Raw genomic sequence first — 23,981 nt, forward strand, 5'->3', positions numbered from 1 at the left:
GCCCGATCCTCTCCGCCTCCTCGTACTTCATGAAGTCGCCGCCGGTGCAGTACTTCGACGACGAGGCCCGTGAGAACGTCGAGAAGTTCATCAAGGGCGAGGTCGAGCGCTAAAAGCACTCGGCATCACGGAGCGCCGGGCGGAACGCCGCACAGTGCTCCGGAACCGCCTCGTTGCGTCTGTGGGCCCCGGGTTGCGCACCCGGGGCCCACGCCGTGTGTGAGGCTGGGCGCCATGCCTGTTGTGCGCGATCTGCGCGTCCTGCTCCAACTCCGCGACTTCCGGCGCCTGCTGACCGTCCGGCTGCTGTCGCAGGGGGCCGACGGCGTCTACCAGGTGGCACTCGCCGCGTACGTCGTCTTCTCCCCCGAGAAACAGGCTTCCCCCACCGCCATCGCCTCCGCGATGGCCGTCCTCCTGCTGCCGTACTCGTTCCTCGGACCCTTCGCCGGGGTCCTGCTGGACCGCTGGCGGCGGCGCCAGGTCCTGCTGTACGGCAATCTGCTGCGCACCGGGCTGGCCACCTGCACGGCACTCCTCGTCGTCGCCCGCGTCCCCGACTGGCTCTTCTACGCCTCCGCTCTGTCGGTCACCGGCATCAACCGCTTCGTCCTCGCCGGGCTCTCCGCGTCCCTGCCCCGCGTCGTCGACTCCCACGACCGCCTGATCACGGCCAACGCCCTCTCACCGACCGCCGGTACGCTCGCGGCGACCGCGGGTGGCGGTCTCGCCTTCGCCGTCCGGTTGGTGGCCCCCGAGGGCACCAGCTCCGATGCCCTGGTGGTGCTCCTCGGCGCGGTGCTCTATCTGGGCGCGGCTCTCTGCTCCCTGCGCATGCCCGTCGGCCTGCTGGGACCGGACACCTCCGCGCCCACCGCCGCCTTGCGCATGACGCTCCTGTCCACCGCGGGCGGCCTGGTCGCCGGGCTGCGGCACCTCGCGGAACGCCGTACCGCCGCGCGCGCTCTGACGGCGATGACCCTGATGCGCTTCTGCTACGGCGCCCTGACGATCACCGTGCTGATGCTCTGCCGCCATGCCTGGAGCGGGAACGAGTCCGACGGGCTGGCGCTGCTGGGTCTCGCCGTCGCGGTCTCGGGGGCGGGGTTCTTCGCGGCGGCCGTGGCCACCCCATGGGCCGTGACCCGGCTGGGGCGGCTCGGCTGGATCGCCGTCTGTGCCGCCGCGGCGGCGATTCTGGAACCCGCGCTCGGGCTCCCCTTCGAGCGCGGCCCCATGCTGATCGCGGCCTTCGTCCTGGGCCTCACCACTCAGGGCGCGAAGATCGCTACGGACACGGTGGTCCAGGCGTCGGTCGACGACGCCTTCCGTGGCCGGGTCTTCTCCCTCTACGACGTCCTCTTCAACGCCGCCTTCGTCGGTGCGGCGGGCGTGGCGGCCCTGATGCTGCCGCCCGACGGCCGCTCCTCCGTCCTGGTGGTGATCGTCGCCCTGATCTACGCGGCGGTCGCCGCCTTCATGACGGTGGGCCTTCGCCGCCGGTGAGCGGGGAGCGCGAAGGGGCGGTGTTTCACGTGAAACACCGCCCCTCGGCCATCTCCGTCGCCGGTGTTTCACGTGAAACACCGGCCCGGCACATCAGCCCTGCGTCGCCCACCAGTCCCTGAGAGCGGCCACGGCGGCGTCCCGCCCCATCGGGCCGTTCTCCAGACGCAGCTCCAGCAGGTGCTTGTACGCCTGACCGACCTGCGGGCCCGGACCCATTCCGAGGATCTCCATGATCTCGTTGCCGTCCAGATCCGGCCGGATCGAGTCCAGCTCCTCCTGCTCCTGGAGCCGGGCGATGCGCTCCTCCAGGCCGTCGTACGCGCGGGACAGGGCGTTCGCCTTGCGCTTGTTGCGCGTCGTGCAGTCGGAACGCGTCAGCTTGTGGAGCCGCTCCAGCAGCGGGCCGGCGTCCCGGACGTAGCGGCGTACAGCGGAGTCGGTCCACTCGCCCGTGCCGTAGCCGTGGAAGCGCAGGTGCAGCTCAACGAGCTTGGAAACGTCCTTCACCAGCTCGTTGGAGTACTTGAGCTTGGTCATCCGCGCCTTGGTCATCTTGGCGCCCACCACCTCGTGGTGGTGGAAGGAGACCCGCCCGTCCTTCTCGAAGCGACGGGTCCGCGGCTTGCCGATGTCGTGCAGCAGCGCGGCCAGGCGCAGCACCAGGTCGGGGCCGCCCCCCGGCTGATCGAGAGGGGCTTCCAGGTCGATGGCCTGCTCCAGGACGGTGAGCGTGTGCTCGTACACGTCCTTGTGCCGGTGGTGCTCGTCGCGCTCCAGGCGGAGGGCCGGGAGCTCCGGAAGGACGAGACCGGCGAGACCGGTGTCGACAAGGAGCTTCAAGCCCTCGCGGGGGTGGTCGGAAAGGATCAGCTTGTTGAGCTCGTCGCGGACCCGCTCGGCGGAGACGATCTCCAGGCGCCCGGCCATGTCGGTCATGGCGGTGACGACCTCGGGGGCGACCTCGAAGTCCAGCTGGGCGGCGAAGCGGGCGGCCCGCATCATGCGCAGCGGGTCATCGGAGAAGGACTCCTCCGGCGTGCCGGGGGTGCGCAGGACTCGCGCGGCCAGGTCCTCCAGGCCGTTGTGCGGGTCGATGAACTCCTTCTGCGGGAGCGCGACGGCCATCGCGTTGACCGTGAAGTCACGACGGACGAGGTCGTCCTCGATGGAGTCGCCGTAGGAGACCTCCGGCTTGCGCGAGGTCCGGTCGTACGCTTCCGACCGGTATGTCGTGACCTCGATGTCGAAGTCGGACTTGCGGCATCCCACAGTGCCGAAGGCGATGCCGACCTCCCAGACCGCGTCGGCCCACGGCCGGACGATCTTCAGTACGTCCTCGGGGCGGGCGTCGGTGGTGAAGTCCAGGTCGTTGCCGAGCCGGCCGAGCAGCGCGTCCCGCACCGACCCGCCGACCAGGGCAAGCGTGAACCCGGCCTCCTGGAATCGGCGGGCGAGATCGTCGGCCACGGGGGACACCCGCAGGAGCTCGCTCACGGCACGGCGCTGCACGTGGCTGAGCTCGTTCGTCGACGACTGGAGCTGGCTGTCATTGTTGGCGTTCGGCACAACAGAACAGGGTACGTGGCCGCGCGCCCGCGAGCCTCCCGGTTACGGGCGCACGGCACCAGACCATACAAAGCGGCGCAGCCCGGACATCGGGCCGCGCGGACGATCTTGCAGAGCGGTCCGCGGCACTTCGCCACAGCGGGCCTCGTTACCATTCGTGGACGCATAACCGACGACCACTGACGACGACGAGGGACGGGCGAGCGCGTGGCCGAGGCGGCAGAGTTCCAGGGGACGACCTCCGCTGCTGCCTGCCGGTGGTCCCGGCACATCGCCATGGTGCTCGTCGGTGTGCTGCTGTTCATGGGGCTGGTACAGCTGCCGTCGGCCCCCACGGCGCACGCCGAGTCCGGCGGCTCCCGCACGGTCGACGTCTCCATCGGCTCTGTGACGCCCGTCGCACCGACGCAGAACGACACGATCACGGTCTCGGGCACGGTGACCAACAACGGCGGCTCGACGGTCACCGACGCCCATGTGGGCCTGCGGGTGGGCCCACAGATCAACAGCCGCAGTGACATCGACGACATGGCCGTACGGTCCGGCTTCTCGGGCACCGACGGCTCCGAGATCGGCAACCACACCCAGAAGATCGACAAGCTGCCCCCGGGCGTCAGCCGCGACTTCAGCATCTCCCTCCCGGCGAAGGACCTGGACCTCAGCCGGGACGGCGTCTACCAGCTGGGCGTCTCGCTCTCCGGGCAGTCCTCGGACCAGCCGTACGAGCGGGTGATGGGCATCCAGCGGACCGCGCTGCCGTGGCAGCCGTCCGCGGTCGAGGGCAAGAAGACGCAGCTCACGTTCCTGTGGCCGCTCGTCTCCGCGACCCGTCTGACCGCCCGTACCGAGTCCGACCAGCAGCAGACGCCGATCTTCCCCAATGACGACCTGGCCGCGGAGCTCGCGCCGGGCGGCAGGCTCCAGCAGCTCGTGGCGCTGGGCAAGAACCTGCCGATCACCTGGGTGATCGACCCGGACCTGCTCGCCACGGTCGAGGCCATGACCAAGAGCTACCGGGTCGACGGCCCGGACGGGAAGAGCACCCCGGGCAAGGGCCAGGCGGTCGCCAAGCAGTGGCTCAGCCAGCTCCAGACCGCCGTCGCGGGCGACCAAGTGGTCGCCCTGCCCTTCGGCGACCCGGACCTCGCGTCGCTCGCGCACCACGGCAAGGACGTCTCGGGCACCCTGAGCCACCTGCAGTCCGCCACGGAGCTCGCCGCGACCACCGTGGACACCATCCTCGGGGTGAAGCCGCGCACGGACTTCACCTGGCCCATCGACGGGGCGGTCGACTCCTCGATCATCGACGTGGCGACCTCCGCCGGCGCCCACAACGTCATCGCCCGCAGCGACAGCCTCCGGGAGTCCCGGACCTCGTACACCCCGACCGCGGCCCGCCAGATCGGCGGCGGCAACACGGCCGTGGTCGCGGACGCCCGGCTGTCCACCGGCTTCCAGGGCGATCTGATCCGGGCCGACGACGCCTCGCTCGCCGTGCAGCGGTTCCTCGCCCAGAGCCTTCTGGTGAACAAGCAGGCCCCGGACGACGAGCGCAGCATCGTCGTCGCGCCGCAGCGCATGCCCACCACCAGCCAGGCACAGGCGATGGCGGCGGCCCTCGGCGGCCTCACGGACAATCGCTGGACGCAGCCCATCGACCTGGGGGACGCCGCCAAGGCCAAGCCCGACCCGGCCGCCAACCAGCAGGTGCCCGGCACCGGCGCCTACCCCGACTCGCTCCGCAAGCAGGAGCTGGGCACCGACGCCTTCGAGGAGATCCAGAAGACCCAGGAGGCCCTGGACAGCTTCAAGGTGATCCTCACCTCGCAGGACCGCGTGGTCACCCCGTTCGGCAGCGCGATCATGCGGGAGATGTCCAATTCCTGGCGCGGTGACGCCCGGGGGGCCGCGGAGTTCCGCAACGCCGTGCAGTCGTACCTGTACCAGCTCAAGCGCCAGGTGCAGCTCATCCCGAAGTCCGACGCGACCCTGTCCGGGCGCAGCGCGACCATCCCTGTGACGGTCCGCAACGGCCTCCTGCAGGGCATCTCCGGACTGCGCCTCGTCCTGGAGTCCAGCAGACCGAACCGCCTCAAGGTGGGCGAGGCCCAGCAGGTAAAGATCGACGGCGGCCACAACCAGTCGGTGAAGTTCGAAACGACGGCCAATGCCAACGGTCCGGTCCAGGTCACGGCCCGGTTGTACACGGACGAAGGCCAGCCCTACGGCGAGCCGATGACCTTCACTGTGCATGTCACGTCCATCACCCCTATGGTGCTGATCGTCATCGCAGGTGGCGTACTCCTTCTGGTTCTCGCGGGCCTCCGCATCTACATCCAGCGCAAGCGATCCGCCGCTGGTGGGACGGAGAACGGGGGAGACTCCGGGACCGACGGTCCGGGCGACGACAGCCCCGGACGGCCGGATGCCCCGGTTCCGGACACCGGGTCGGAAAGCACTGACCCATCCGGCTCAGGTGAGAAAGTGGACCGTTGACGTGTAGTGGGGCCGGTCGGCCGCGGACGATGAGGTGGGGTAGCGATGAACGCGCCGTACGACGGTGACCGCGGGCAGGGCGCGGGTGGTGAGCAGCGGGGCGCGTACCCGCCGCCCCCGCCCGTCCCGGACCCGTCCCGCCAGGGCCCGTACGCCCGGGACCCCTACCTCCGGGACGCGTACGCCTCGGATCCGTACCCCGAGCACGACCCGGCCGCGCAGGACCCGATGAACGACGCGCTGTACGACCGTGCCGCGCACCCCTCACCGCCCGGCACCTACCAGAACACCTTCCCGCTCCACCAGCAGCAGTCCACGCCGCAGCAGGGCCCGGACCCGCGACTGTGGGCGGGTGCACCGCAGCAGCCCGAGGCTCCCGCGCGCCCGTACGGTGACGAGCCCACGACGCAGTTCCCCGGTGTCGGCGGCCCCGTCGGCCAGGACGCGGCGGAGGAGCGCCCGGAACGGGACGCCTTCGCGCACCTCTACCGGGACCAGCAGCAGCCGTACGAGCCGCAGCGCCCGGCCGGCCAGCCGATTCCGGGGCCCGGCCAGTACGCGGCCCAGTCGCCGCAGGTCCCGCCGCTCCCGCAGCCCCCCGCGACGGAACCCGATCCCGAGCAGGAGGCTCCCGCGGCCCCCGCGAAGGGCGGCGGCAAAGCGGCGAGCATGCTGAAGTCGAGCGCGGTGATGGCCGCGGGCAGCTTCGTCTCCCGCATCCTGGGCTTCGGCCGCAACCTCGTGATGGCGGCCGCGATCGGCGTCAGCACCCTCAACGACAGCTACCAGGTAGCCAACACCCTGCCGACGATGATCTACATCCTCGTCGGCGGCGGCGCGCTCAACGCCGTGTTCATCCCGCAGCTGGTGCGTTCGATGAAGAACGACGAGGACGGCGGCGAGGCGTACGCCAACCGGCTCTTCACCCTCGTCGTGGTCCTCATGGGCGCCATCACCACCGTCTGTGTGCTGGCGGCACCGGTGGTGGTCCGGGCGATGATGCCCGACAATAGCTCCAGCCCCGGCCAGCTGGACGTCGCGGTGGCGTTCGCCCGCTACTGCCTGCCCACCATGTTCTTCATGGGCGTGCACGTCGTCATCGGGCAGATCCTCAATGCCCGCGGCAAGTTCGGCGCGATGATGTGGACCCCGGTCCTCAACAACATCGTCGTGATCGCCACCTTCGGCGCCTTCATCTGGGTCTACGGCGGCTCCATCACGAGCGGTGTCAGCGCCGCCAACATCCCCTCCGAGGGCGTCCGCCTGCTCGGCCTCGGCACCCTGCTCGGCCTCGCCGTACAGGCGCTGGCCATGTTCCCGTACCTCCGTGAGACCGGGTTCCGGCTCCGGCTGCGGTTCGACTGGCGCGGCCACGGCCTCGGCAAGGCCCTGGGTCTCGCCAAGTGGACGTTCCTCTTCGTCCTCGCCAACCAGCTCGGCATGGTCGTCCTGACCCAGCTCGCGACCCGAGCGGGCGCTCTCGCCGCGAAGTCGCACCACGACGGCACCGGCATCACGGCCTTCAACTTCGCCCTGCAGCTCTGGCAGATGCCGCAGGCCATCATCACGGTCTCGGTGATGACCGCTGTCCTCCCCCGGATCTCCCGCGCCGCCCACGACGGCGACGTGGCCGCCGTCCGCGACGACCTCTCGCACGGCCTGCGGACATCCGCCGTCGCGATCGTGCCCTGCGCCTTCGCCTTCCTCGCGCTCGGCGTGCCCATGGCCACGCTGATGTTCTCCACCTCCGGGACCGGCGGCGCCACGAACATCGGCTTCATCCTGATGGCCTTCGGCATCGGGCTCGTCCCGTACTCCGCGCAATACGTGATCCTGCGCGGCTTCTACGCCTACGAGGACACCCGCACCCCCTTCTACAACACCCTGATCGTCGCCGGCGCCAACTCGCTGGGCGCCGTCATCAGCTACCTCGTCCTGCCGGCGCGCTGGGCCGTGGCGGGCATGGCCGCTTCGTACGGCCTGGCCTACGCCGTCGGCGTCGTCGTCGCCTGGCGCCGACTGCGTACCCGGCTCGGTGGCGATCTGGACGGCGCGCGCGTTCTCCGGACGTACGCCAGGCTGGCCGGTGCGTGCATCCCCGCGGCCCTCATCGGCGGGGCCATCGCGTACGGGATCGGTCAGGTTCTCGGTCGTGGATTCGCCGGTTCGCTCGCAGCTCTGATCGGTGGTGGTCTCATCCTGATCGGCGTCTTCTACATCGCCGCGAAGCGGATGCGCGTCGAGGAGCTGACCGCCATGGTCGGTATGGTCCGCGGACGGCTCGGACGCTGACCGGAGCACAACCATCGCCCGCCGCCGCGTGTCGTGCATAGCGCCGGACTGTGGGCACAATTGTCTTGGCTGTGGACAGGGTGCAACGGATGGGGAGGCGGGAACGACGGTGGCGGAACGGAGCACAGCTGCCGTCGACGTGGCAGCCGGCAGCGACAGCAAGCCGCTGACCGCCAAGGCGGGCAAGGCCACGACCGACGGTGCGCAGGCCGCGAGCAGCACCGGCACGCACAAGGACGCCTCGCGCACGGAGGCCCAGGGCACCACCCGCGATCCGAAGGCTCCCGAGCTCCACAGCGGCCACAAGCTCGCCAAGCGGTACCGCTTGGAGGAGTGCGTCACCCGTCTGGAGGGATTCAGCAGCTGGCGCGCGGTCGACGAGAAGCTCCGTCGTGCGGTCGGCGTCCACATCCTGCCCGCCGACCACCCGCGGGCCCGCCCGGTGCTCGCCGCGGCCCGTTCCGCCGCCCTGCTCGGTGACCCCCGCTTCGTCCAGGTCCTCGACGCCGTCGAGGAGAACGAGCTCGTCTACGTGGTCCATGAGTGGCTGCCCGACGCCACCGAGCTCAGCTCCGTGCTCGCGGCCGGGCCGTTGGAGCCGCACGACGCCTACCAGCTCGTCAGCCAGGTGTCGCAGGCGATGGCCGCCGCCCACCGCGAGGGCCTCGCGCACCTCCGTCTCCACCCCGGCTCCGTCCTGCGGACCGAGACCGGCCAGTACCGCATCCGCGGCCTCGCCGTCATGGCCGCCCTGCGCGGAATCTCCTCCGAGCACCCCCAGCGCACCGACACCGAGGCCATCGGCGCCCTGCTGTACGCCTCGCTGACCCAGCGCTGGCCCTACGAGAGCAACGCCCACGGCCTCCCCGGCCTGCCCAAGGGCACCGGCCTCATCGCACCCGACCAGGTGCGGGCCGGAGTCCACCGCGGTCTCTCCGAGCTCGCGATGCGCGCACTCGTCAACGACGGGGCCACGGCGTCACGGCAGGAGAAGCCGTGCGCCACCCCGGAGGAACTGGCCAAGGCGGTCGCCGCGATGCCCCGCATCCGGCCGCCGGAGTCGTCCTTCGCCATGCCGCCGGGCGGCTACCAGCGCACGACATACCAGCAGGGTGCGTACGGACAGCCGCCGTCACGCAACGGCCGGCCCCAGCCCGCACCGGTGCCACCACCGCCCCCGCTCCAGAGCCGCACAGGAAGGGCGCTCAAGTGGTGCGTCTCCGCACTGCTCATCGCGGCGCTGGGCCTGGGCAGCTGGCAGCTGGCGGACACGCTGCTGAAGGAAGGGGACTCCTCCGGCGGAACCCACTCCCAGTCGGGCGACGGACCGGGCGACAAGAAGCCGGACATAAAGAAGCTGGAGATCAAGGACGCCACGGAGTTCTCTCCACTCGGTGACCCAATTCAAGGGGACAAGGTCTCGAGGGCCGTGGATGGTGATCCCAAGACAGCATGGATCACTAGCCAGTTCAAGACGCATGCCAACTTCGGCAACCTCGACTGGCGCCTACAGGGCAGCGGCATCATCGTCGACCTTGGCGACATCAAGAACGTCTCCGGCGTCGACGTGACCATGTACAGGCCGGGCCAGACCGTGGAGGTGCTCGGCGCCGACCCGTCGGCCTCGATGCCGTCCAAGCCCAAGCTCGACGACTTCCCGAAGCGAATCATCAAGCTTGACCGGGTCGGAGAAGAGCTCAAGGCAAACGCCGACAAGCCGGTGAAGACCCGCTACGTGTTGATCCATATCACCGAGCTGCCGCCCGAACAGCCTGGGGGCGGCACCTACCGAGGCGGCATCTCGGAGATCAGGGTCCTCGGCAACTAGCAGCGCTCCGAGCCCAGGGGGAGGGTCTCGACGTTGGACGACGTCACACGCGACGACAAGAGCGACGCCGATCTCCTCGCCCTGCATGTGAACGGCGACTCCGACGCCTTCAGCGAGCTGGTGCGTCGCCATCGCGACCGCCTCTGGGCAGTGGCCCTCCGCACGCTCGGCGACCGGGAAGAAGCCGCGGACGCCGTGCAGGACGCGCTGGTCTCCGCCTACCGGGCCGCCCACACCTTCCGCGGACAGTCCGCCGTCACCACTTGGCTGCACCGCATCACCGTCAACGCCTGCCTGGACCGGGCGCGCAAAGCCGCCTCCCGGCGCACCGCACCCCTCGCCGAGACCGAACGGCTTGAACAGCTCCTCGAACCCCATGAGTCCGCGGCCGCGCCGGCCGAGCGCGGCGATCTGCACCGCGAACTGCTCCAGGCACTGGCCACCCTCCCGCCTGACCAGCGCGCGGCGCTCGTCCTCGTCGACATGCAGGGCTATCCCGTCGCCGAGGCGGCCAAGGTACTGGACGTCCCCGTCGGCACCGTGAAGAGCAGATGCGCTCGGGGCCGGGCCCGGCTGCTGCCGATGCTCACCCATCTGCGCCCGGATGGCGTGGGTAACCCACCCCTCGGCGGGGGAAGGAACCGGTCGCAGGGGGCGTCCGTCCCACCACCGGCAGGACAGAGTGACGCAGATCCAGTGAAGGGTGGAGGTGGGCGAGCGTGACTTCGACGACCGGCACGGATGAGCACCCGGAGGTCGCCGAGATCTCCGCGCTCACCGATGGGCTGCTCTCCCCGTCACGCACCGCGGATCTGCGGGAGCATCTGGCGGACTGCGGCCTGTGCGAGGACGTACGGAGCTCCCTGGACGAGATCCGGACCCTACTGGGCACGCTCCCCGGCCCGGTCCGGATGCCCGAGGACATCGCGGGCCGCATCGACGCGGCACTCGCCGCGGAAGCGCTCCTCGACTCGACCACAGGCTCCGCCCCTGGCGCCGACGACACGGACTCGCTCGTTTCACGTGAAACGAGCGCAGCCGAGCCTGTTTCACGTGAAACCGCGGCACGCTCCGCGGAAGACGTTTCACGTGAAACCACGATGGCCGCCCACCCCCGTGTTTCACGTGAAACCAACGACCGGCGTCCCACCTCGCGCCTTCGCGCGGCGACCGGCCCTGGTCGGCAGGCGCCGTCCCCTCAGCGGACCCGGCCGGGCCGCTCCCGACACTGGCCGAGGCCCCTCCTCGGCGCCGCCTGCGCCATTGCCGCACTCGGGGCCGGCGTCTTCTTCCTCCACCCCGGGAGCAGCGGCGGACACCAGAACAGCCCTCAGGCGGTCCAGGAGAGTCAACAGCCGGACGTCCTCGCCTCGGGGGATCTCAAGACCCGGGTGCACGAGCTGCTGAAGACGCCGTTCAAGGCCACCGAGTCCCGGGGCAAGAAATCGGAGAATTCTTCCGAGACCACGATGCGCGACTTCGGCGCCACGGCCCCCGCCTGTGTCCAGCAGGGCATCGGCCGCTCGGAGCAGGCCTTGGCCGCCCAGCCCGACAGTTACAAGGGGGCGGCCGCCTACCTGGTGGTGCTGCCCCATCCCGCCGACTCCTCGTTCGTCGACGCCTACGTCGTCGCTTCGGCCTGTGTCTCAGCGGCTCCGCCCGCGCCCGGGGAGGTTCTGCTGAAGCGGACGCTGCCGCGTTCCTGAGCCGCTCCGGACCGAGCTGTCGCCTGTCGGGAATGCTCGCCCCGTAGGATCCGTTGGGTGGGGTGAAACCTCGCAAGGACCCGAGACAGCAGTCGGCAGACAAGGAAGACTCCCGTGAGCGACGTCCGCAACGTGATCATCATCGGTTCCGGGCCCGCGGGCTACACCGCCGCGCTCTACACCGCCCGCGCCTCCCTGAAGCCGCTGGTCTTCGAGGGCGCCGTGACCGCCGGCGGTGCGCTGATGAACACCACCGACGTGGAGAACTTCCCCGGCTTCCGCGAGGGGATCATGGGCCCCGACCTGATGGACAACATGCGGGCCCAGGCTGAGCGCTTCGGCGCCGAGCTGATCCCGGACGACGTCATCGCGGTCGACCTGAGCGACGAGATCAAGACGGTCACCGACTCCGCCGGTACGGTCCACCGTGCCAAGGCCGTCATCGTCACCACCGGCTCCCAGCACCGCAAGCTCGGGCTGCCCCGTGAGGACGAGCTCTCCGGCCGTGGTGTCTCCTGGTGCGCCACCTGCGACGGCTTCTTCTTCAAGGACCAGGACATCGCCGTGATCGGCGGCGGCGACACCGCGATGGAAGAGGCGACCTTCCTCTCCCGCTTCGCGAAGTCCGTCACCGTCGTCCACCGCCGTGACGCACTGCGCGCCAGCAAGGCCATGCAGGAGCGGGCCTTCGCGGACCCGAAGATCTCCTTCGTGTGGGACAGCGAGGTCGCCGAGATCCACGGTGACAACAAGCTCTCCGGCCTGACCCTGCGCAACCTCAAGACCGGTGAGACCTCGGAGCTCCCGGTGACCGGCCTGTTCATCGCGATCGGCCACGACCCCCGCACCGAGCTGTTCAAGGGCCAGCTGGACCTGGACGACGAGGGCTACCTCAAGGTCGACGCCCCCTCCACGCGCACCAACCTGACCGGCGTCTTCGCCGCCGGTGACGTCGTGGACCACACCTACCGGCAGGCCATCACCGCAGCCGGTACCGGCTGCTCCTCCGCACTCGACGCCGAGCGCTACCTCGCGTCCCTCTCGGACGCCGAGAGCGCCCGGGAGCCCGAGAAGACCGCCTGACCCCGCCCCACCCCCGCAAGAAGAGATTTAAGGAGACCTCCGTGGCTCTCAAGGCCGTAACCGACGCTTCCTTCGACGAGGACGTTCTCAAGAGCGACAAGCCCGTCCTGGTGGACTTCTGGGCAGAGTGGTGCGGTCCGTGCCGCCAGATCTCTCCCTCCCTGGAGGCGATCGCCGCCGAGTACGGCGACCAGATCGAGATCGTCAAGCTGAACATCGACCAGAACCCGACGACCGCCGCCAAGTTCGGCGTCATGTCGATCCCGACGCTCAACGTCTACCAGGGTGGCGAGGTCGTCAAGACGATCGTCGGTGCCAAGCCCAAGGCCGCCATCGAGCGCGACCTGGCCGAGTTCATCTCCGCCAAGTAAGCAGCAACCGCTGTTTCACGTGAAACAGGCCCGCCCTCGGTCGAGGGCGGGCCTGTTCGCGTATTCGCCTCGGCCACTGCTACAGCGGGCGAAGGGCAGGTTCCTTCTGTACCGCGCCGAGCAGCCGGTCCAGCGCCAGCTCGACGTCCTCCTTCCAGGAGAGCGCCGTACGGAGCTCCAGCCTCAGCCTGGGATAGCGGGGATGCGGCCGTACGGTCTTGAAACCCACCGCGAGCAGATGGTCGGCGGGCAGCACGCACGCCGGCTCCTTCCAGTGGGCATCGCCGAATGCCTCGATGGCCTTGAAGCCACGCCGGAGGACATCCTTGGCAACGGTCTGCACCATCGCCCGCCCCAGCCCCTGGCCCTGGTGGACCGGAGCGAGCCACGCCGTCATCAACTGCACCGCATCGGCGGCGACAGGACTGGTGGAGAACGCACCCGAGCGGGGCACATAGGCGGGCGGCGCATAGAGCACAAAGCCCACCGGCGCCTCATCGACGTAGACCACTCGACCGCAGGAGCCCCAGTCCAGCAGAACCGCGGAGATCCAGGCTTCCTTCTCCAGCTCCGGGCGGCCCGCCTTCAGCGCGGCTTCACCACTGACGGGGTCCAACTCCCAGAAGACGCAGGATCGACAGCGTGCGGGGAGATCCGGGAGGTTGTCCAGCGTGAGCGGTACGAGCCGACGCCCCATGGAGCCAAATCCTCATTTCCGTCGCGTGCCACACTCCGGGCGGCGCTCAGTGCGCTCCGCTCCCTGAGAAGACTGCCGACGAATCCGCCGACTGCCCCCAGGCCAAGGCCCGTTGCCAACAGTCCGGTCCGGCTCACCGTTCGCATGGACCCGCCCTCCGTGAACCATGTCCAACGTGGATGCGCCATACCCAACGCATCGTATCCGGGCATGGTTGGAGCGAACAGCGGAGAAAGGCAAAGGGCGGGTTGTGTTCCACGTGAAACACAACCCGCCCTGAGGACATCCGTCCCGACCCCTATCCGGCGCCGTGCGCATCCTCGGTGGCGAGCTTCTGCTCCAGCACACGCCCCTCGCCCGGGGCGAGCGTGCCCAGGATTCGCTCCAGATCCTCCATCGAGGCGAACTCGACGACGATCTTGCCCTTCTTCTGCCCGAGGTCGACCTTCACCCTGGTCTCGAAGCGGTCCGACAACCGCGAGGCCAGGCTGGTGAGCGCCGGGGAGACACGCGCTCCGGCACGCGGCCCCTTGGCCTTCGCCGAGCTCCGGGGACCGGAGCCCATCAGGGTCACGATCTCCTCCACGGAGCGCACCGACAGGCCCTCGGCGACAATACGACGCGCAAGGTTGTCCTGCTCCTCCGCGTCGTCGACCGACAGCAGCGCACGGGCGTGCCCGGCGGACAGCACGCCCGCCGCGACCCTCTTCTGCACCGCGGGCGACAGCTTCAGCAGCCGCAGCGTATTGGAGATCTGGGGCCTCGAGCGCCCGATCCGGCCCGCCAGCTCATCATGGGTGCAGCTGAAGTCCTTGAGCAGCTGATCGTAGGCAGCGGCTTCTTCAAGGGGGTTGAGCTGGGCGCGGTGCAGATTCTCCAGCAACGCGTCGAGAAGCAGCTTCTCGTCGTCGGTCGCCCGGACGATGGACGGGATCTTCTCCAGTCCGGCCTCCCGGCACGCCCGCCAGCGCCGCTCGCCCATGATGAGCTCATAGCGCTCCGGGGCCAGCTGCCGTACGACGACCGGCTGGAGCAGCCCCACCTCGCGGATGGAAGTGACCAGTTCCGCCAGGGCGTCCTCGTCGAAGACCTCGCGGGGCTGCCGGGGGTTGGGCGTGATGGAGTCCAACGGCAGCTCGGCGAAGTGGGCGCCGGCCGCACTCTCCACGTCCGCCGTCTCGACCGGGGCGGACGACACGGCTTCCGTTTCACGTGAAACGACGATGTCCTCCGCGGACAACGGCGTCACCACCGGTGCGGGCATGCCACGCTCGGCCGTCAGTACCGGCACCGCGGTCGGCGACGTCGTACCGTGCCCCGCCGGTACCGCGTTGTCCGTGTTCTTGGGTGCCGCCGGAATCAGCGCACCGAGCCCACGGCCCAGTCCCCTACGTCGCTCACTCACTGCAGCCCCTCCGACATGCTGTGCTGGTCCTGCTGTTGCTGACGGCCCACCATATGGGCCTTGCTTCCGTCGTAATGCACGCCGACCCCCCGCAGTGCGATCTCCCGGGCGGCCTCCAGATAGGACAGCGCCCCGCTGGAACCCGGGTCATAGGTAAGAACGGTCTGCCCATAACTGGGCGCCTCGGAGATACGCACCGACCGGGGGATGCTGGTGCGCAGCACCTCATGGCCGAAGTGGCTGCGGACCTCGTCGGCCACCTGGGAGGCCAGCCGGGTCCGGCCGTCGTACATCGTCAGCAGAATCGTCGACACATGGAGCTTGGGGTTGAGGTGCCCCCGCACCAGCTCGACATTGCGCAGCAGCTGCCCCAGGCCCTCCAGCGCGTAGTACTCGCACTGGATCGGGATCAACACCTCGGCACCGGCGACCAGCGCATTGACGGTCAGCAGACCGAGCGACGGCGGACAGTCGATGAGGATGTAGTCCAGCGGCTGCTCATACGCCTGGATCGCCCGGTCCAGCCGGCTCTCCCGGGCCACCAGGGAGACCAGCTCGATCTCGGCGCCCGCCAGGTCGATGGTGGCGGGCGCGCAGAAGAGCCCCTCCACATCGCGCACGGGCTGCACCACATCGGAGAGCTTCCTGCTGTCGATCAGGACGTCGTAGATCGACGGGACGTCGGCATGGTGATCGATGCCCAGCGCCGTCGACGCATTGCCCTGTGGATCGAGGTCGATGACCAGCACGCGGTTGCCGTGCAGCGCCAAGGAGGCCGCCAGATTCACGGTCGTGGTGGTCTTGCCCACCCCGCCCTTCTGGTTGGCGACCACCATCACCCGGGTCTGCTCCGGCCGGGGCATCGGGGCCGGTGGCGTTTCATGTGAAACGGCCTCCCCGGCAGCCAGAGGGCCTGGTTCAGCCCCTGGATCGGAGTCGGCGGGACGGGGACCGGGGACCGGGTCGGCCATCGGCCCCGCGATATTGGCGTCGGACCGCAAGGATTCACTCTCCTCGACATCAGGCTCGCAATAGACAGAGCCTGCCATGCTTTCGGGGTCGTGAACCAGCGAGGCCCGTTCTCCTGTGGATGAATCCACTGCGCCTGTGGATGAACGAGGATCCAGGGTCGTCCGATGGTCGCGCGAGGTGCCTTCCTCCACGCGCCCACGACCGATGATTCCCAGTAGCAAGGAGCGACGTTTCACGTGAAACACGATGCACCGGACGCTCCGCTATGGGACTACGACACTCCGTTATGGATAGTTTTGCCAGCTTGTATGGAGCATTGCGGGGCCGCCGACGCACGGCGGCCCGGCCCGGTTCTCAGCGGCGGCGACGCGTCGCCCGGCCCGTACGGGCGGCCTTCGCCCGCTTCGCCGCGAAGCGCACACCGCCGGGGCTCTCCCCGACCTCGACCCGGACGACTGTGGACAACGGATCGACGATGCCCTCGCCGACCTGGAGCACCGAGGTGCGGACGACCCCGAGCTTGCTCAGCGCCGCTCGGGCCGCCTGGAGCTCTTCCTCCGCCGTGTCGCCCTTGAGGGCCAGCATCTCGCCGTACGGGCGCAGCAGCGGCACGCCCCAGCCGGCGAGGCGGTCCAGCGGTGCCACCGCTCGGGCCGTGACCACATGGACGGGCTGCACCTTGCCGAGCATCTCCTCGGCACGGCCCCGGACGACCGTCACATGGTCGAGCCCCAGCAGCTCGACGACCTCCTGGAGGAACGTCGTCCGGCGGAGCAGCGGCTCCAGCAGGGTAATCTGGAGGTCGGGGCGCACCAGGGCCAGCGGGATGCCGGGCAGTCCCGCACCGGAGCCCACGTCGCACACCGAGACGCCGTCGGGCACGGCCTCGGAGAGCACCGCGCAGTTCAGCAGGTGGCGCTCCCACAGCCGCGGCACCTCACGGGGGCCGATCAGGCCACGCCGCACGCCCGCGTCCGCGAGCAGTTCCGCGTACCGGACGGCCTCCGGCAGGCGGTCGCCGAAGACCGCCCGAGCCTCCGGGGGCGCCGGGGGGAGCTCCGCTGCCTCATCCACGGGGGAACCGTCCTTCCGTACGACGTCTCTGAGAGTCAGAGTCTGAATATCAGGCTGACAAGGATCGGCCCCGCCTGCGAGCAGACGGGGCCGTACCCACTGGAAGTGGGATCGAGGATCAGGCCGGGAGGACGACCACGCGGCGCTGCGGCTCCTCGCCCTCGGACTCGCTGCGCAGGCCGGCGGCGGCCACCGCGTCGTGGACGACCTTGCGCTCGAAGGGCGTCATCGGGTCGAGCTTCACGGACTGGCCGGTGCTCCTGGCCTCCTCGGCGGCCTTGGCGCCCACCTGGGCCAGCTCCTCGCGCTTACGGGCCCGGAAGCCCGCGATGTCGAGCATGAGGCGGCTGCGGTCACCGGTCTCCCGGTTCACCGCCAGCCGGGTGAGCTCCTGGAGCGCCTCCAGGACCTCACCGTCGCGGCCGACCAGCTTCTGGAGGTCGCGGCTGGTCGAGTCACTGATGATCGAAACGGCAGCGCGGTCGGCCTCGACGTCCATGTCGATGTCGCCGTCGAGGTCGGCGATGTCCAGCAGCCCCTCGAGGTAGTCGGCCGCGATCTCGCCCTCCTGCTCCAGGCGGGACAGGGTGTCGGTGCCCTCGGCGGCGACCTCGGTGGTCTGACGCTGCGTGTCCGTCACGGTGGACTCCTTCATTACTTCTTGGACGGGTGCTTGGGCCGCTGCGGGCCCTTGCGCTGCCCGGACTTGGCGTTACGGGAAGAACCGCCGCCCTGCTTGGGCTTGGCGTCCTCGGTCTCCTGCTTCTCCAGCGAAGGCGAGGACTTCTTCTCGGCGTCGCCGGTGGGCTGAGGAGTGCTCGCGAGCTGGCGCTTGGCCTTCGGCTGCCGCTTGGGCTGCTGCCGGTTGGAGCGGGCCACCTCGGCGGCCTTCTTCGCCTCGACCTCGGCCGGGTCCTCCTTGAGCTTGCCCTTGGCCTTCAGCCGCTCCTGGCGCTGTGTGAAGGCGATGCTGCCCGGAGTCGGATTGCGGCGGATGACGAACATCTGCTGACCGAGGGTCCAGACGTTGGTGGTCAGCCAGTAGACGAGGACACCGACCGGGAAGTTGATGCCGAAGACGGCGAACATCACCGGGAAGACGTACATCAGCATCTTCTGCTGCTGCATGAACGGCGTCTTCACCGTGAGGTCGACGTTCTTCGTCATCAGCTGGCGCTGCGTGTAGAACTGCGACAGCGACATCAGCACGATCATGATGACCGTGACGACCCGGACGTCGGTCAGCGTGGCGTTCAGCGCCTCGACCTTCGACGCGGAGTCCATGAACTTCACGGACAGCGGGGCACCGAAGATGTGCGCCTGACGCGCGCTGTCCAGCAGCGGCTTGTCGATGACGCCGACGGTCTTGCCCTGCGCGATGTGGTTCAGGACCTGGTACAGCGAGATGAAGAAGGGCGACTGGGCCAGAATCGGGAGGCAGCTCGAGAGAGGGTTGGTGCCCGTCTCCTTGTAGAGCTTCATCATCTCTTCGGACTGGCGCTGCTTGTCGCTCTTGTAGCGCTCCTGGATCGCCTTCATCTTCGGCTGGAGCGCCTGCATGTTCCGCGTCGCCTTGATCTGCTTCACGAAGAGCGGGATCAGGCAGATGCGGATCAGCACCACCAGCGAGACGATGGACAGACCCCACGCCCAGCCACTGTTCTTGTCGAAGACAAGGCTGTACAACGAGTGGAACTGGACGATGATCCAGGAAACAGCGGTATAGAGGGGACCGAGGATCGTGTCCACGAATCAGGCTCCTTGGGCGTTGGGCTGAGTCTCGGGCTGTGCGGCGGATCCCATGGCGGGATGCCCACCCAGTCGGCTCCTCAGCCGCTGGTGCCAGACCGGACGCTTCCGGGGAGGGACGTGGTCGACGCCACCGAGCGACCACGGGTTGCAGCGCAGGATGCGCCAGGCCGTCAGCGCCGTTCCTTTGACCGCGCCGTGCCGGTCAATGGCCGTGTAGCCATAGTGCGAGCACGACGGGTAGTACTTGCAGACCGGACCCAGGAGTGGGCTGATGGTCCACTGGTAGAGCTTGATCAACCACAGCAGCGGATACTTCACTGTGCGCTCCCTCCCGGGCCTCGGCCGGGGTTCCGGGGGACGTCCCCCGGGGGACCGGAACAGCGCGGCGCCCCTCCCAGCAGCCGCTGCAGTGCGGTGTCGAGGTCGCGAGCCAGCTGATCGTGGTCCGCCTCGCCCGCTCCGGGCAGGGCCCGTACCACCACAAGGCTACCGGCGGGCAGGAGATCCAGCCGGTCACGCATGAGGTGGCGCAGCCTTCGCTTCACCAGATTGCGGACGACGGCGACGCCGACGGCCTTGCTCACGACGAAACCCGCACGCGCCTGGGGAGCAGTCTCCCCAGGTGTGTGCGGGTCCGTGGCGATACGTAGGTGGACGACGAGGAGCGGGCGACCTGCCCGGCGTCCTCGGCGAACCGCGGTCGCAAAGTCCTCGCGCCGCCTCAGCCGAGACTCGGAAGGCAGCACGTCATGGACCTTGACGTCGGGCTGGTCAGGCCGACAGGCGGGCGCGACCCTTGCCACGGCGGGACGCGAGAATCGCGCGGCCGGCACGGGTACGCATGCGCAGGCGGAAGCCGTGGGTCTTCGCGCGACGGCGGTTGTTCGGCTGGAAGGTGCGCTTGCTCACTCGGGGGCTCCAGAAATGAATCGTGTGATGGCGGGACATCGCCTGGCTGTCACCGTGCGCCCACGAGAAGCTCGCAATACGCCCGAGTGCACCGCTTCATGACCACGATCCTCGGCGGAACGCGGCCGTTGCCCATCGGAGGCAGGCGGCAGCAGCCATCGACAACTCGACCTGGTCACGGTACGCGCGGCTACGCCATTCGGTCAAACCGGCAGTGCACCAGGAATACACCGTAGCCTCCCACAGGCCGGGGAGGTGCCATGCCCCGCCTCATGGCACATTTGTACACAGCCCTGTGGACAACGACTTGAACCGCAGACCGTGGCCTGACTACCGTGGCTGAACTCTGGAACCTTCCCGCCCGTCCCGAGAACCACACATTCGTGGGACTCAAGGGCGCCCCCCGCTGACCTGAGAGAGCGTGCCCTGTGGCTGACCTGCCTGCCGATCTTGCCGCAGTGTGGCCGCGCGTGCTCGAACAGCTCCTGGGCGAAGGCCGGGGCGTCGAGGGCAAGGACGAGCACTGGATCAAGCGCTGCCAGCCCCTCGCGCTGGTCGCCGACACCGCGCTGCTGGCCGTGCCCAACGAGTTCGCCAAGGGCGTGCTCGAGGGCCGTCTCGCGCCGATCGTCAGCGAGACCCTGAGCCGGGAGTGCGGCCGCCCCATCCGTATCGCGATCACGGTCGACGACTCCGCCGGCGAGCCGCCTCCGGAGCGCCAGCAGGCCCCTCAGCAGTCGCGCTACGAGGAGCCCGCCGGCCCGCAGCACGCCCCGGGCCAGGGCCGCGACGCCTACGAGAACCGTGACGCACGCGACACCTACGAGGGCTACGACAGCCACGGCGGCTACGAGGGCCAGGGCTACGGCCGCCAGGCGCCCGCCGACGAGCTGCCGTCCGTACGGCCCGCGTACCCCGACTACCAGCAGCCCCGCGCCGAGCCGGGCGCCTGGCCGCGCCACCAGGGTCCGGCCGCGCCCGACCGCGGCGACTACGGCTGGCAGCAGCCGCGCCTCGGTGGTTTCCAGGACGGCGAGCGCGACCCGTACGCCTCGCAGCACGGCCAGCAGCACTCCCCGTACGAGCAGCAGCAGGACTACCGGGCCCCGCAGCCCGAGCGCCTTCCGTACGAGCAGCAGCAGCGCCGCGAACTGCCCGAGAACCACTCCCGGGGCGGCGGCCAGGGCGGCCCGGGTGGCGGCTCCGGCCCGCTCCCGGCGAAGTCCTCGTCCGCCTCGGGTGCCGCCGAGCCGACCGCGCGGCTGAACCCGAAGTACCTCTTCGACACCTTCGTCATCGGCGCGTCCAACCGCTTCGCCCACGCGGCCGCGGTGGCCGTCGCCGAGGCTCCGGCCAAGGCGTACAACCCCCTCTTCATCTACGGCGAGTCGGGGCTGGGCAAGACCCATCTGCTGCACGCCATCGGGCACTACGCGCGCAGCCTCTACCCGGGCACGCGGGTGCGCTACGTGAGCTCCGAGGAGTTCACCAACGAGTTCATCAACTCCATCCGCGACGGCAAGGCGGACGCGTTCCGCAAGCGCTACCGCGACATGGACATCCTGCTGGTCGACGACATCCAGTTCCTCGCGAGCAAGGAGTCGACGCAGGAGGAGTTCTTCCACACGTTCAACACGCTCCACAACGCGAACAAGCAGATCGTGCTCTCCTCGGACCGGCCGCCCAAGCAGCTGGTGACCCTGGAGGACCGGCTGCGGAACCGCTTCGAGTGGGGCCTGATCACGGACGTGCAGCCGCCGGAGCTGGAGACGCGCATCGCGATCCTCCGGAAGAAGGCGGTCCAGGAGCAGCTCAACGCGCCGCCGGAGGTCCTGGAGTTCATCGCCTCCCGCATCTCGCGCAACATCCGTGAGCTGGAGGGCGCGCTGATCCGGGTCACCGCGTTCGCGAGCCTCAACCGGCAGCCCGTCGACCTCGGGCTCACCGAGATCGTCCTCAAGGACCTGATCCCGGGCGGTGAGGACGCCTCGCCCGAGATCACGGCGCCCGCCATCATGGCGGCGACCGCCGACTACTTCGGGCACACGGTCGAGGACCTGTGCGGAGCCTCGCGCAGCCGGGTGCTGGTGACGGCCCGGCAGATCGCGATGTACCTCTGCCGGGAGCTCACGGACCTGTCGCTGCCGAAGATCGGCGCGCAGTTCGGCGGCCGCGACCACACGACCGTGATGCACGCGGACCGCAAGATCCGGGCACTGATGGCGGAGCGCCGTTCGATCTACAACCAGGTGACCGAGCTGACGAACCGCATCAAGAACGGCTGAGAGACGGCCTCTGCGGGCCGCTCACGCACCTCTGAGGGCGCCTCGGGAAGCCTCCCGGGGCGCCTTTCGGCATCTCCGGGACGGTCGGGCGACGACAGCGGGCCGCCACCCGACCACCGCCCCTGTTCGAATACGGAGGCGATGGTGCCGGTTCTCCACAGATTTCCGGCCGACCGGCTGTCCACACCCTGGGGACTGCGAGTTTGTCCAGATCCTGTCCACAGTGGAGCCTGTTGATAGGCCATCAGGGGAGGTCAGCGGCATGTGGATTTGTGGCTGACGGGATTCCACAGCCTGTGGACAGACGATTCACCCACAAGGGCGCCTCCCGGTTGTCCACCGGCCGCCCACAGGGAAGTGGATGTTGTACACAGCCTTTCCACACCCCTGTCCACTGTTCGGTAACGAAACCCCCCTGCTCACCGCCCTGAGTGAAAGGCGTCACACGAAGTTGCCGGGTTGGGCTGTGGGGAACCTGGGTAAAGCTGGGGACAGCGCTGGGGAGAAGTGGGACCCGCCTGTGCACGGGGTGTGCAGAACTTTCCGCGGTCCACAGAAGACCCCGCTTTTCCACCGTCCCCACCCACAGGCCCCGTGGACAAAAAATCCGGGCTGACCTGGGCAAAGGCGGTTTTCCACTGTTTCCACAGGCCCTACTACTACGACCACAGAGATCAACCGGGGAACTCGTTTGGAAGTGGGTCCTGTGCACAACTCGGCCGCGGGCCGCGCCACGCCATCCGAGCCGACTTGACCCCGAGGCGCACCGACTGTCAGCGACGTGCGTCAGACTGGTCTCCGGCAAATCGGCCGACGACGTAGCCAGCAGGGCGAGCCAGCAACAAGCAGGAGGCGGTTCCGGTGAAGATCCGGGTGGAGCGCGATGTACTCGCGGAGGCAGTGGCCTGGGCGGCCCGCAGCCTCCCGGCCCGTCCGCCGGTGCCCGTCCTCGCGGGCCTGCTGCTGAAGGCGGAGGAGGGCTCCCTGAGCCTCTCCGGCTTCGACTACGAGGTCTCCGCACGCGTCTCCGTCGACGCGGACGTGGAGGAGGACGGCACCGTCCTCGTCTCCGGCCGCCTCCTCGCCGACATCTGCCGTGCACTTCCCAACAGGCCTGTGGAGATCTCCACCGACGGAGTGCGCGTCACCGTCGTCTGCGGCTCCTCGCGATTCACACTCCACACCCTGCCTGTGGAGGAATACCCGGCGCTGCCCCAGATGCCGACCGCCACCGGCACCGTCCCCGGCGAGGTCTTCGCCGCGGCCGCCGCCCAGGTCGCCATCGCCGCGGGCCGCGACGACACGCTGCCCGTCCTCACCGGTGTCCGCATCGAGATCGAGGGCGACACCGTCACCCTGGCCTCCACCGACCGCTACCGCTTCGCGGTCCGCGAGTTCATGTGGAAGCCCGAGACCCCGGACATCTCCGCAGTCGCCCTGGTGCCCGCCAAGACGCTGCTGGACACCGCGAAGTCGCTCAGCGGCGGCGACACCGTCTCGATCGCCCTGGCCGGTTCCGGCGCGGGCGAGGGCCTCATCGGCTTCGAGGGCGCCGGTCGCCGTACGACCACGCGACTGCTGGAGGGCGACCTCCCGAAGTACCGCACGCTCTTCCCGACCGAGTTCAACTCCGTCGCCGTGATCGAGACCGCCCCCTTCGTGGAGGCCGTCAAGCGCGTGGCGCTCGTCGCCGAGCGGAACACCCCGGTGCGGCTGAGCTTCGAGCAGGGTGTGCTGATCCTGGAGGCGGGCTCCAGCGACGACGCACAGGCTGTGGAGCGCGTGGACGCCCAGCTCGACGGTGACGACATCTCGATCGCCTTCAACCCGGGCTTCCTGCTCGAGGGCCTCTCCGCGATCGACTCGCCGGTCGCCCAGCTGTCCTTCACCACGTCCACCAAGCCGGCGCTGCTCAGCGGCAAGCCCGCGGTCGACGCCGAGGCGGACGAGGCCTACAAGTACCTGATCATGCCGGTGCGGCTCTCGGGCTGAGTCCGGGTTCCCGGGGCTCCCGCGCCGCCTGTCGGCCGGGAGCA

Annotated in this window: 19 protein-coding genes and 2 pseudogenes; 11 read left to right on the forward strand and 10 right to left on the reverse strand. The window is 69.3% G+C overall.

Annotated elements, in window-relative coordinates; translation table 11 throughout:
• Together ACWD4A_RS04985 and ACWD4A_RS04990 are read left to right on the forward strand one after the other, a co-directional pair.
• Positions 1 to 113: pseudogene (locus tag ACWD4A_RS04985) on the forward strand (inositol-3-phosphate synthase); the annotation flags it as partial.
• 121 nt (positions 114 to 234) lie between these two features.
• Complete coding sequence (locus ACWD4A_RS04990; RefSeq protein ID WP_451189636.1) at positions 235 to 1,506, forward strand: MFS transporter; 1,272 nt, start codon at positions 235 to 237, stop codon at positions 1,504 to 1,506.
• A gap of 93 nt (positions 1,507 to 1,599) precedes the next feature.
• Here ACWD4A_RS04990 and ACWD4A_RS04995 read toward each other — a convergent pair whose 3' ends face one another.
• A complete protein-coding gene (locus ACWD4A_RS04995; protein WP_451189639.1) occupies positions 1,600 to 3,075 on the reverse strand; it encodes a CCA tRNA nucleotidyltransferase in 1,476 nt (491 codons plus the stop codon).
• Between the two features lie 207 nt (positions 3,076 to 3,282).
• Here ACWD4A_RS04995 and ACWD4A_RS05000 point away from each other — a divergent pair, with 207 nt between their 5' ends.
• The 7 genes from ACWD4A_RS05000 to trxA all read left to right on the forward strand — a co-directional run bounded on the left by ACWD4A_RS05000 (position 3,283) and on the right by trxA (position 12,851).
• Positions 3,283 to 5,571: a DUF6049 family protein gene (locus ACWD4A_RS05000; protein WP_451189642.1), complete on the forward strand. Its 2,289-nt coding sequence runs from the start codon at positions 3,283 to 3,285 to the stop codon at positions 5,569 to 5,571.
• Positions 5,572 to 5,616: 45 nt separating this feature from the next.
• Positions 5,617 to 7,863, forward strand: a complete 2,247-nt coding sequence (murJ, locus tag ACWD4A_RS05005) for a murein biosynthesis integral membrane protein MurJ (RefSeq protein WP_451189644.1) — start codon at positions 5,617 to 5,619, stop codon at positions 7,861 to 7,863.
• A gap of 109 nt (positions 7,864 to 7,972) precedes the next feature.
• Positions 7,973 to 9,691: a protein kinase family protein gene (locus ACWD4A_RS05010; protein WP_451189646.1), complete on the forward strand. Its 1,719-nt coding sequence runs from the start codon at positions 7,973 to 7,975 to the stop codon at positions 9,689 to 9,691.
• A 33-nt stretch (positions 9,692 to 9,724) separates the two neighbouring features.
• Positions 9,725 to 10,414, forward strand: a complete 690-nt coding sequence (gene sigM / locus ACWD4A_RS05015) for an RNA polymerase sigma factor SigM (protein WP_451189648.1) — start codon at positions 9,725 to 9,727, stop codon at positions 10,412 to 10,414.
• A complete protein-coding gene (locus ACWD4A_RS05020) occupies positions 10,411 to 11,397 on the forward strand; it encodes a hypothetical protein (RefSeq protein WP_451189650.1) in 987 nt (328 codons plus the stop codon). The genes sigM and ACWD4A_RS05020 overlap by 4 nt, the downstream gene beginning before the upstream one ends.
• Before the next feature lie 114 nt (positions 11,398 to 11,511).
• Positions 11,512 to 12,480 (forward strand): thioredoxin-disulfide reductase, encoded by a 969-nt coding sequence (trxB, locus tag ACWD4A_RS05025; RefSeq protein WP_451189652.1) that lies wholly within the window; start codon positions 11,512 to 11,514, stop codon positions 12,478 to 12,480.
• Between the two features lie 41 nt (positions 12,481 to 12,521).
• Positions 12,522 to 12,851 carry a thioredoxin gene (gene trxA, locus ACWD4A_RS05030; RefSeq protein ID WP_451189655.1) on the forward strand — a complete coding sequence of 110 codons (330 nt, stop codon included), beginning with the start codon at positions 12,522 to 12,524 and terminating at the stop codon, positions 12,849 to 12,851.
• A 79-nt stretch (positions 12,852 to 12,930) separates the two neighbouring features.
• On the opposite strand, the gene ACWD4A_RS05035 is transcribed toward trxA, so the two are convergent.
• The 9 genes and pseudogenes from ACWD4A_RS05035 to rpmH all read right to left on the reverse strand — a co-directional run bounded on the left by ACWD4A_RS05035 (position 12,931) and on the right by rpmH (position 19,660).
• The gene (locus tag ACWD4A_RS05035; RefSeq protein ID WP_451189657.1) at positions 12,931 to 13,548 is read right to left on the reverse strand and encodes a GNAT family N-acetyltransferase; all 618 of its coding nucleotides are present in this window, start codon (positions 13,546 to 13,548) and stop codon (positions 12,931 to 12,933) included.
• A 298-nt stretch (positions 13,549 to 13,846) separates the two neighbouring features.
• On the reverse strand, positions 13,847 to 14,953 hold the full coding sequence (locus tag ACWD4A_RS05040; RefSeq protein ID WP_451189660.1) for a ParB/RepB/Spo0J family partition protein: 1,107 nt from the start codon (positions 14,951 to 14,953) through the stop codon (positions 13,847 to 13,849).
• Positions 14,950 to 16,002 (reverse strand): ParA family protein, encoded by a 1,053-nt coding sequence (locus tag ACWD4A_RS05045; protein WP_451189662.1) that lies wholly within the window; start codon positions 16,000 to 16,002, stop codon positions 14,950 to 14,952. Before ACWD4A_RS05045 ends, ACWD4A_RS05040 begins: the two co-directional genes overlap by 4 nt.
• 277 nt (positions 16,003 to 16,279) lie before the next feature.
• Positions 16,280 to 16,999, reverse strand: coding sequence for a 16S rRNA (guanine(527)-N(7))-methyltransferase RsmG (gene rsmG / locus ACWD4A_RS05050; protein ID WP_451189663.1), 720 nt, complete (start codon positions 16,997 to 16,999; stop codon positions 16,280 to 16,282).
• Between the two features lie 118 nt (positions 17,000 to 17,117).
• Positions 17,118 to 17,639 (reverse strand): Jag family protein, encoded by a 522-nt coding sequence (locus ACWD4A_RS05055; protein WP_451189665.1) that lies wholly within the window; start codon positions 17,637 to 17,639, stop codon positions 17,118 to 17,120.
• Positions 17,640 to 17,653: 14 nt separating this feature from the next.
• Entirely contained in the window at positions 17,654 to 18,748 is a 1,095-nt protein-coding gene (gene yidC, locus ACWD4A_RS05060; RefSeq protein ID WP_451189666.1) for a membrane protein insertase YidC, read from the reverse strand.
• A gap of 3 nt (positions 18,749 to 18,751) precedes the next feature.
• Complete coding sequence (yidD, locus tag ACWD4A_RS05065) at positions 18,752 to 19,069, reverse strand: membrane protein insertion efficiency factor YidD (RefSeq protein WP_451189668.1); 318 nt, start codon at positions 19,067 to 19,069, stop codon at positions 18,752 to 18,754.
• Between the two features lie 62 nt (positions 19,070 to 19,131).
• A pseudogene (gene rnpA / locus ACWD4A_RS05070) lies at positions 19,132 to 19,497 on the reverse strand (ribonuclease P protein component); the annotation flags it as partial.
• 25 nt (positions 19,498 to 19,522) lie between these two features.
• Positions 19,523 to 19,660: a 50S ribosomal protein L34 gene (gene rpmH, locus ACWD4A_RS05075; protein WP_003949374.1), complete on the reverse strand. Its 138-nt coding sequence runs from the start codon at positions 19,658 to 19,660 to the stop codon at positions 19,523 to 19,525.
• Between the two features lie 428 nt (positions 19,661 to 20,088).
• Between rpmH and dnaA the strand changes: the two genes are divergently transcribed.
• Both dnaA and dnaN read left to right on the forward strand, forming a co-directional pair.
• Positions 20,089 to 21,945, forward strand: a complete 1,857-nt coding sequence (gene dnaA, locus ACWD4A_RS05080; RefSeq protein WP_451189670.1) for a chromosomal replication initiator protein DnaA — start codon at positions 20,089 to 20,091, stop codon at positions 21,943 to 21,945.
• A gap of 861 nt (positions 21,946 to 22,806) precedes the next feature.
• The gene (gene dnaN / locus ACWD4A_RS05085) at positions 22,807 to 23,937 is read left to right on the forward strand and encodes a DNA polymerase III subunit beta (RefSeq protein ID WP_451189673.1); all 1,131 of its coding nucleotides are present in this window, start codon (positions 22,807 to 22,809) and stop codon (positions 23,935 to 23,937) included.
• The last annotated feature ends 44 nt before the right edge of the window (positions 23,938 to 23,981 follow it).

The sequence above is a fragment of the Streptomyces sp. NPDC002537 genome, from assembly GCF_053594975.1.

Coding starts and splice junctions, on each gene's coding strand:
- ACWD4A_RS05045 (WP_451189662.1), bottom strand. CDS start 16,002: ATGGCAGGCTCTGTCTATTGCGAGCCTGATGTCGAGGAGAGTGAATCC.
- ACWD4A_RS05035 (WP_451189657.1), bottom strand. CDS start 13,548: ATGGGGCGTCGGCTCGTACCGCTCACGCTGGACAACCTCCCGGATCTC.
- murJ (WP_451189644.1), top strand. CDS start 5,617: ATGAACGCGCCGTACGACGGTGACCGCGGGCAGGGCGCGGGTGGTGAG.
- ACWD4A_RS04990 (WP_451189636.1), top strand. CDS start 235: ATGCCTGTTGTGCGCGATCTGCGCGTCCTGCTCCAACTCCGCGACTTC.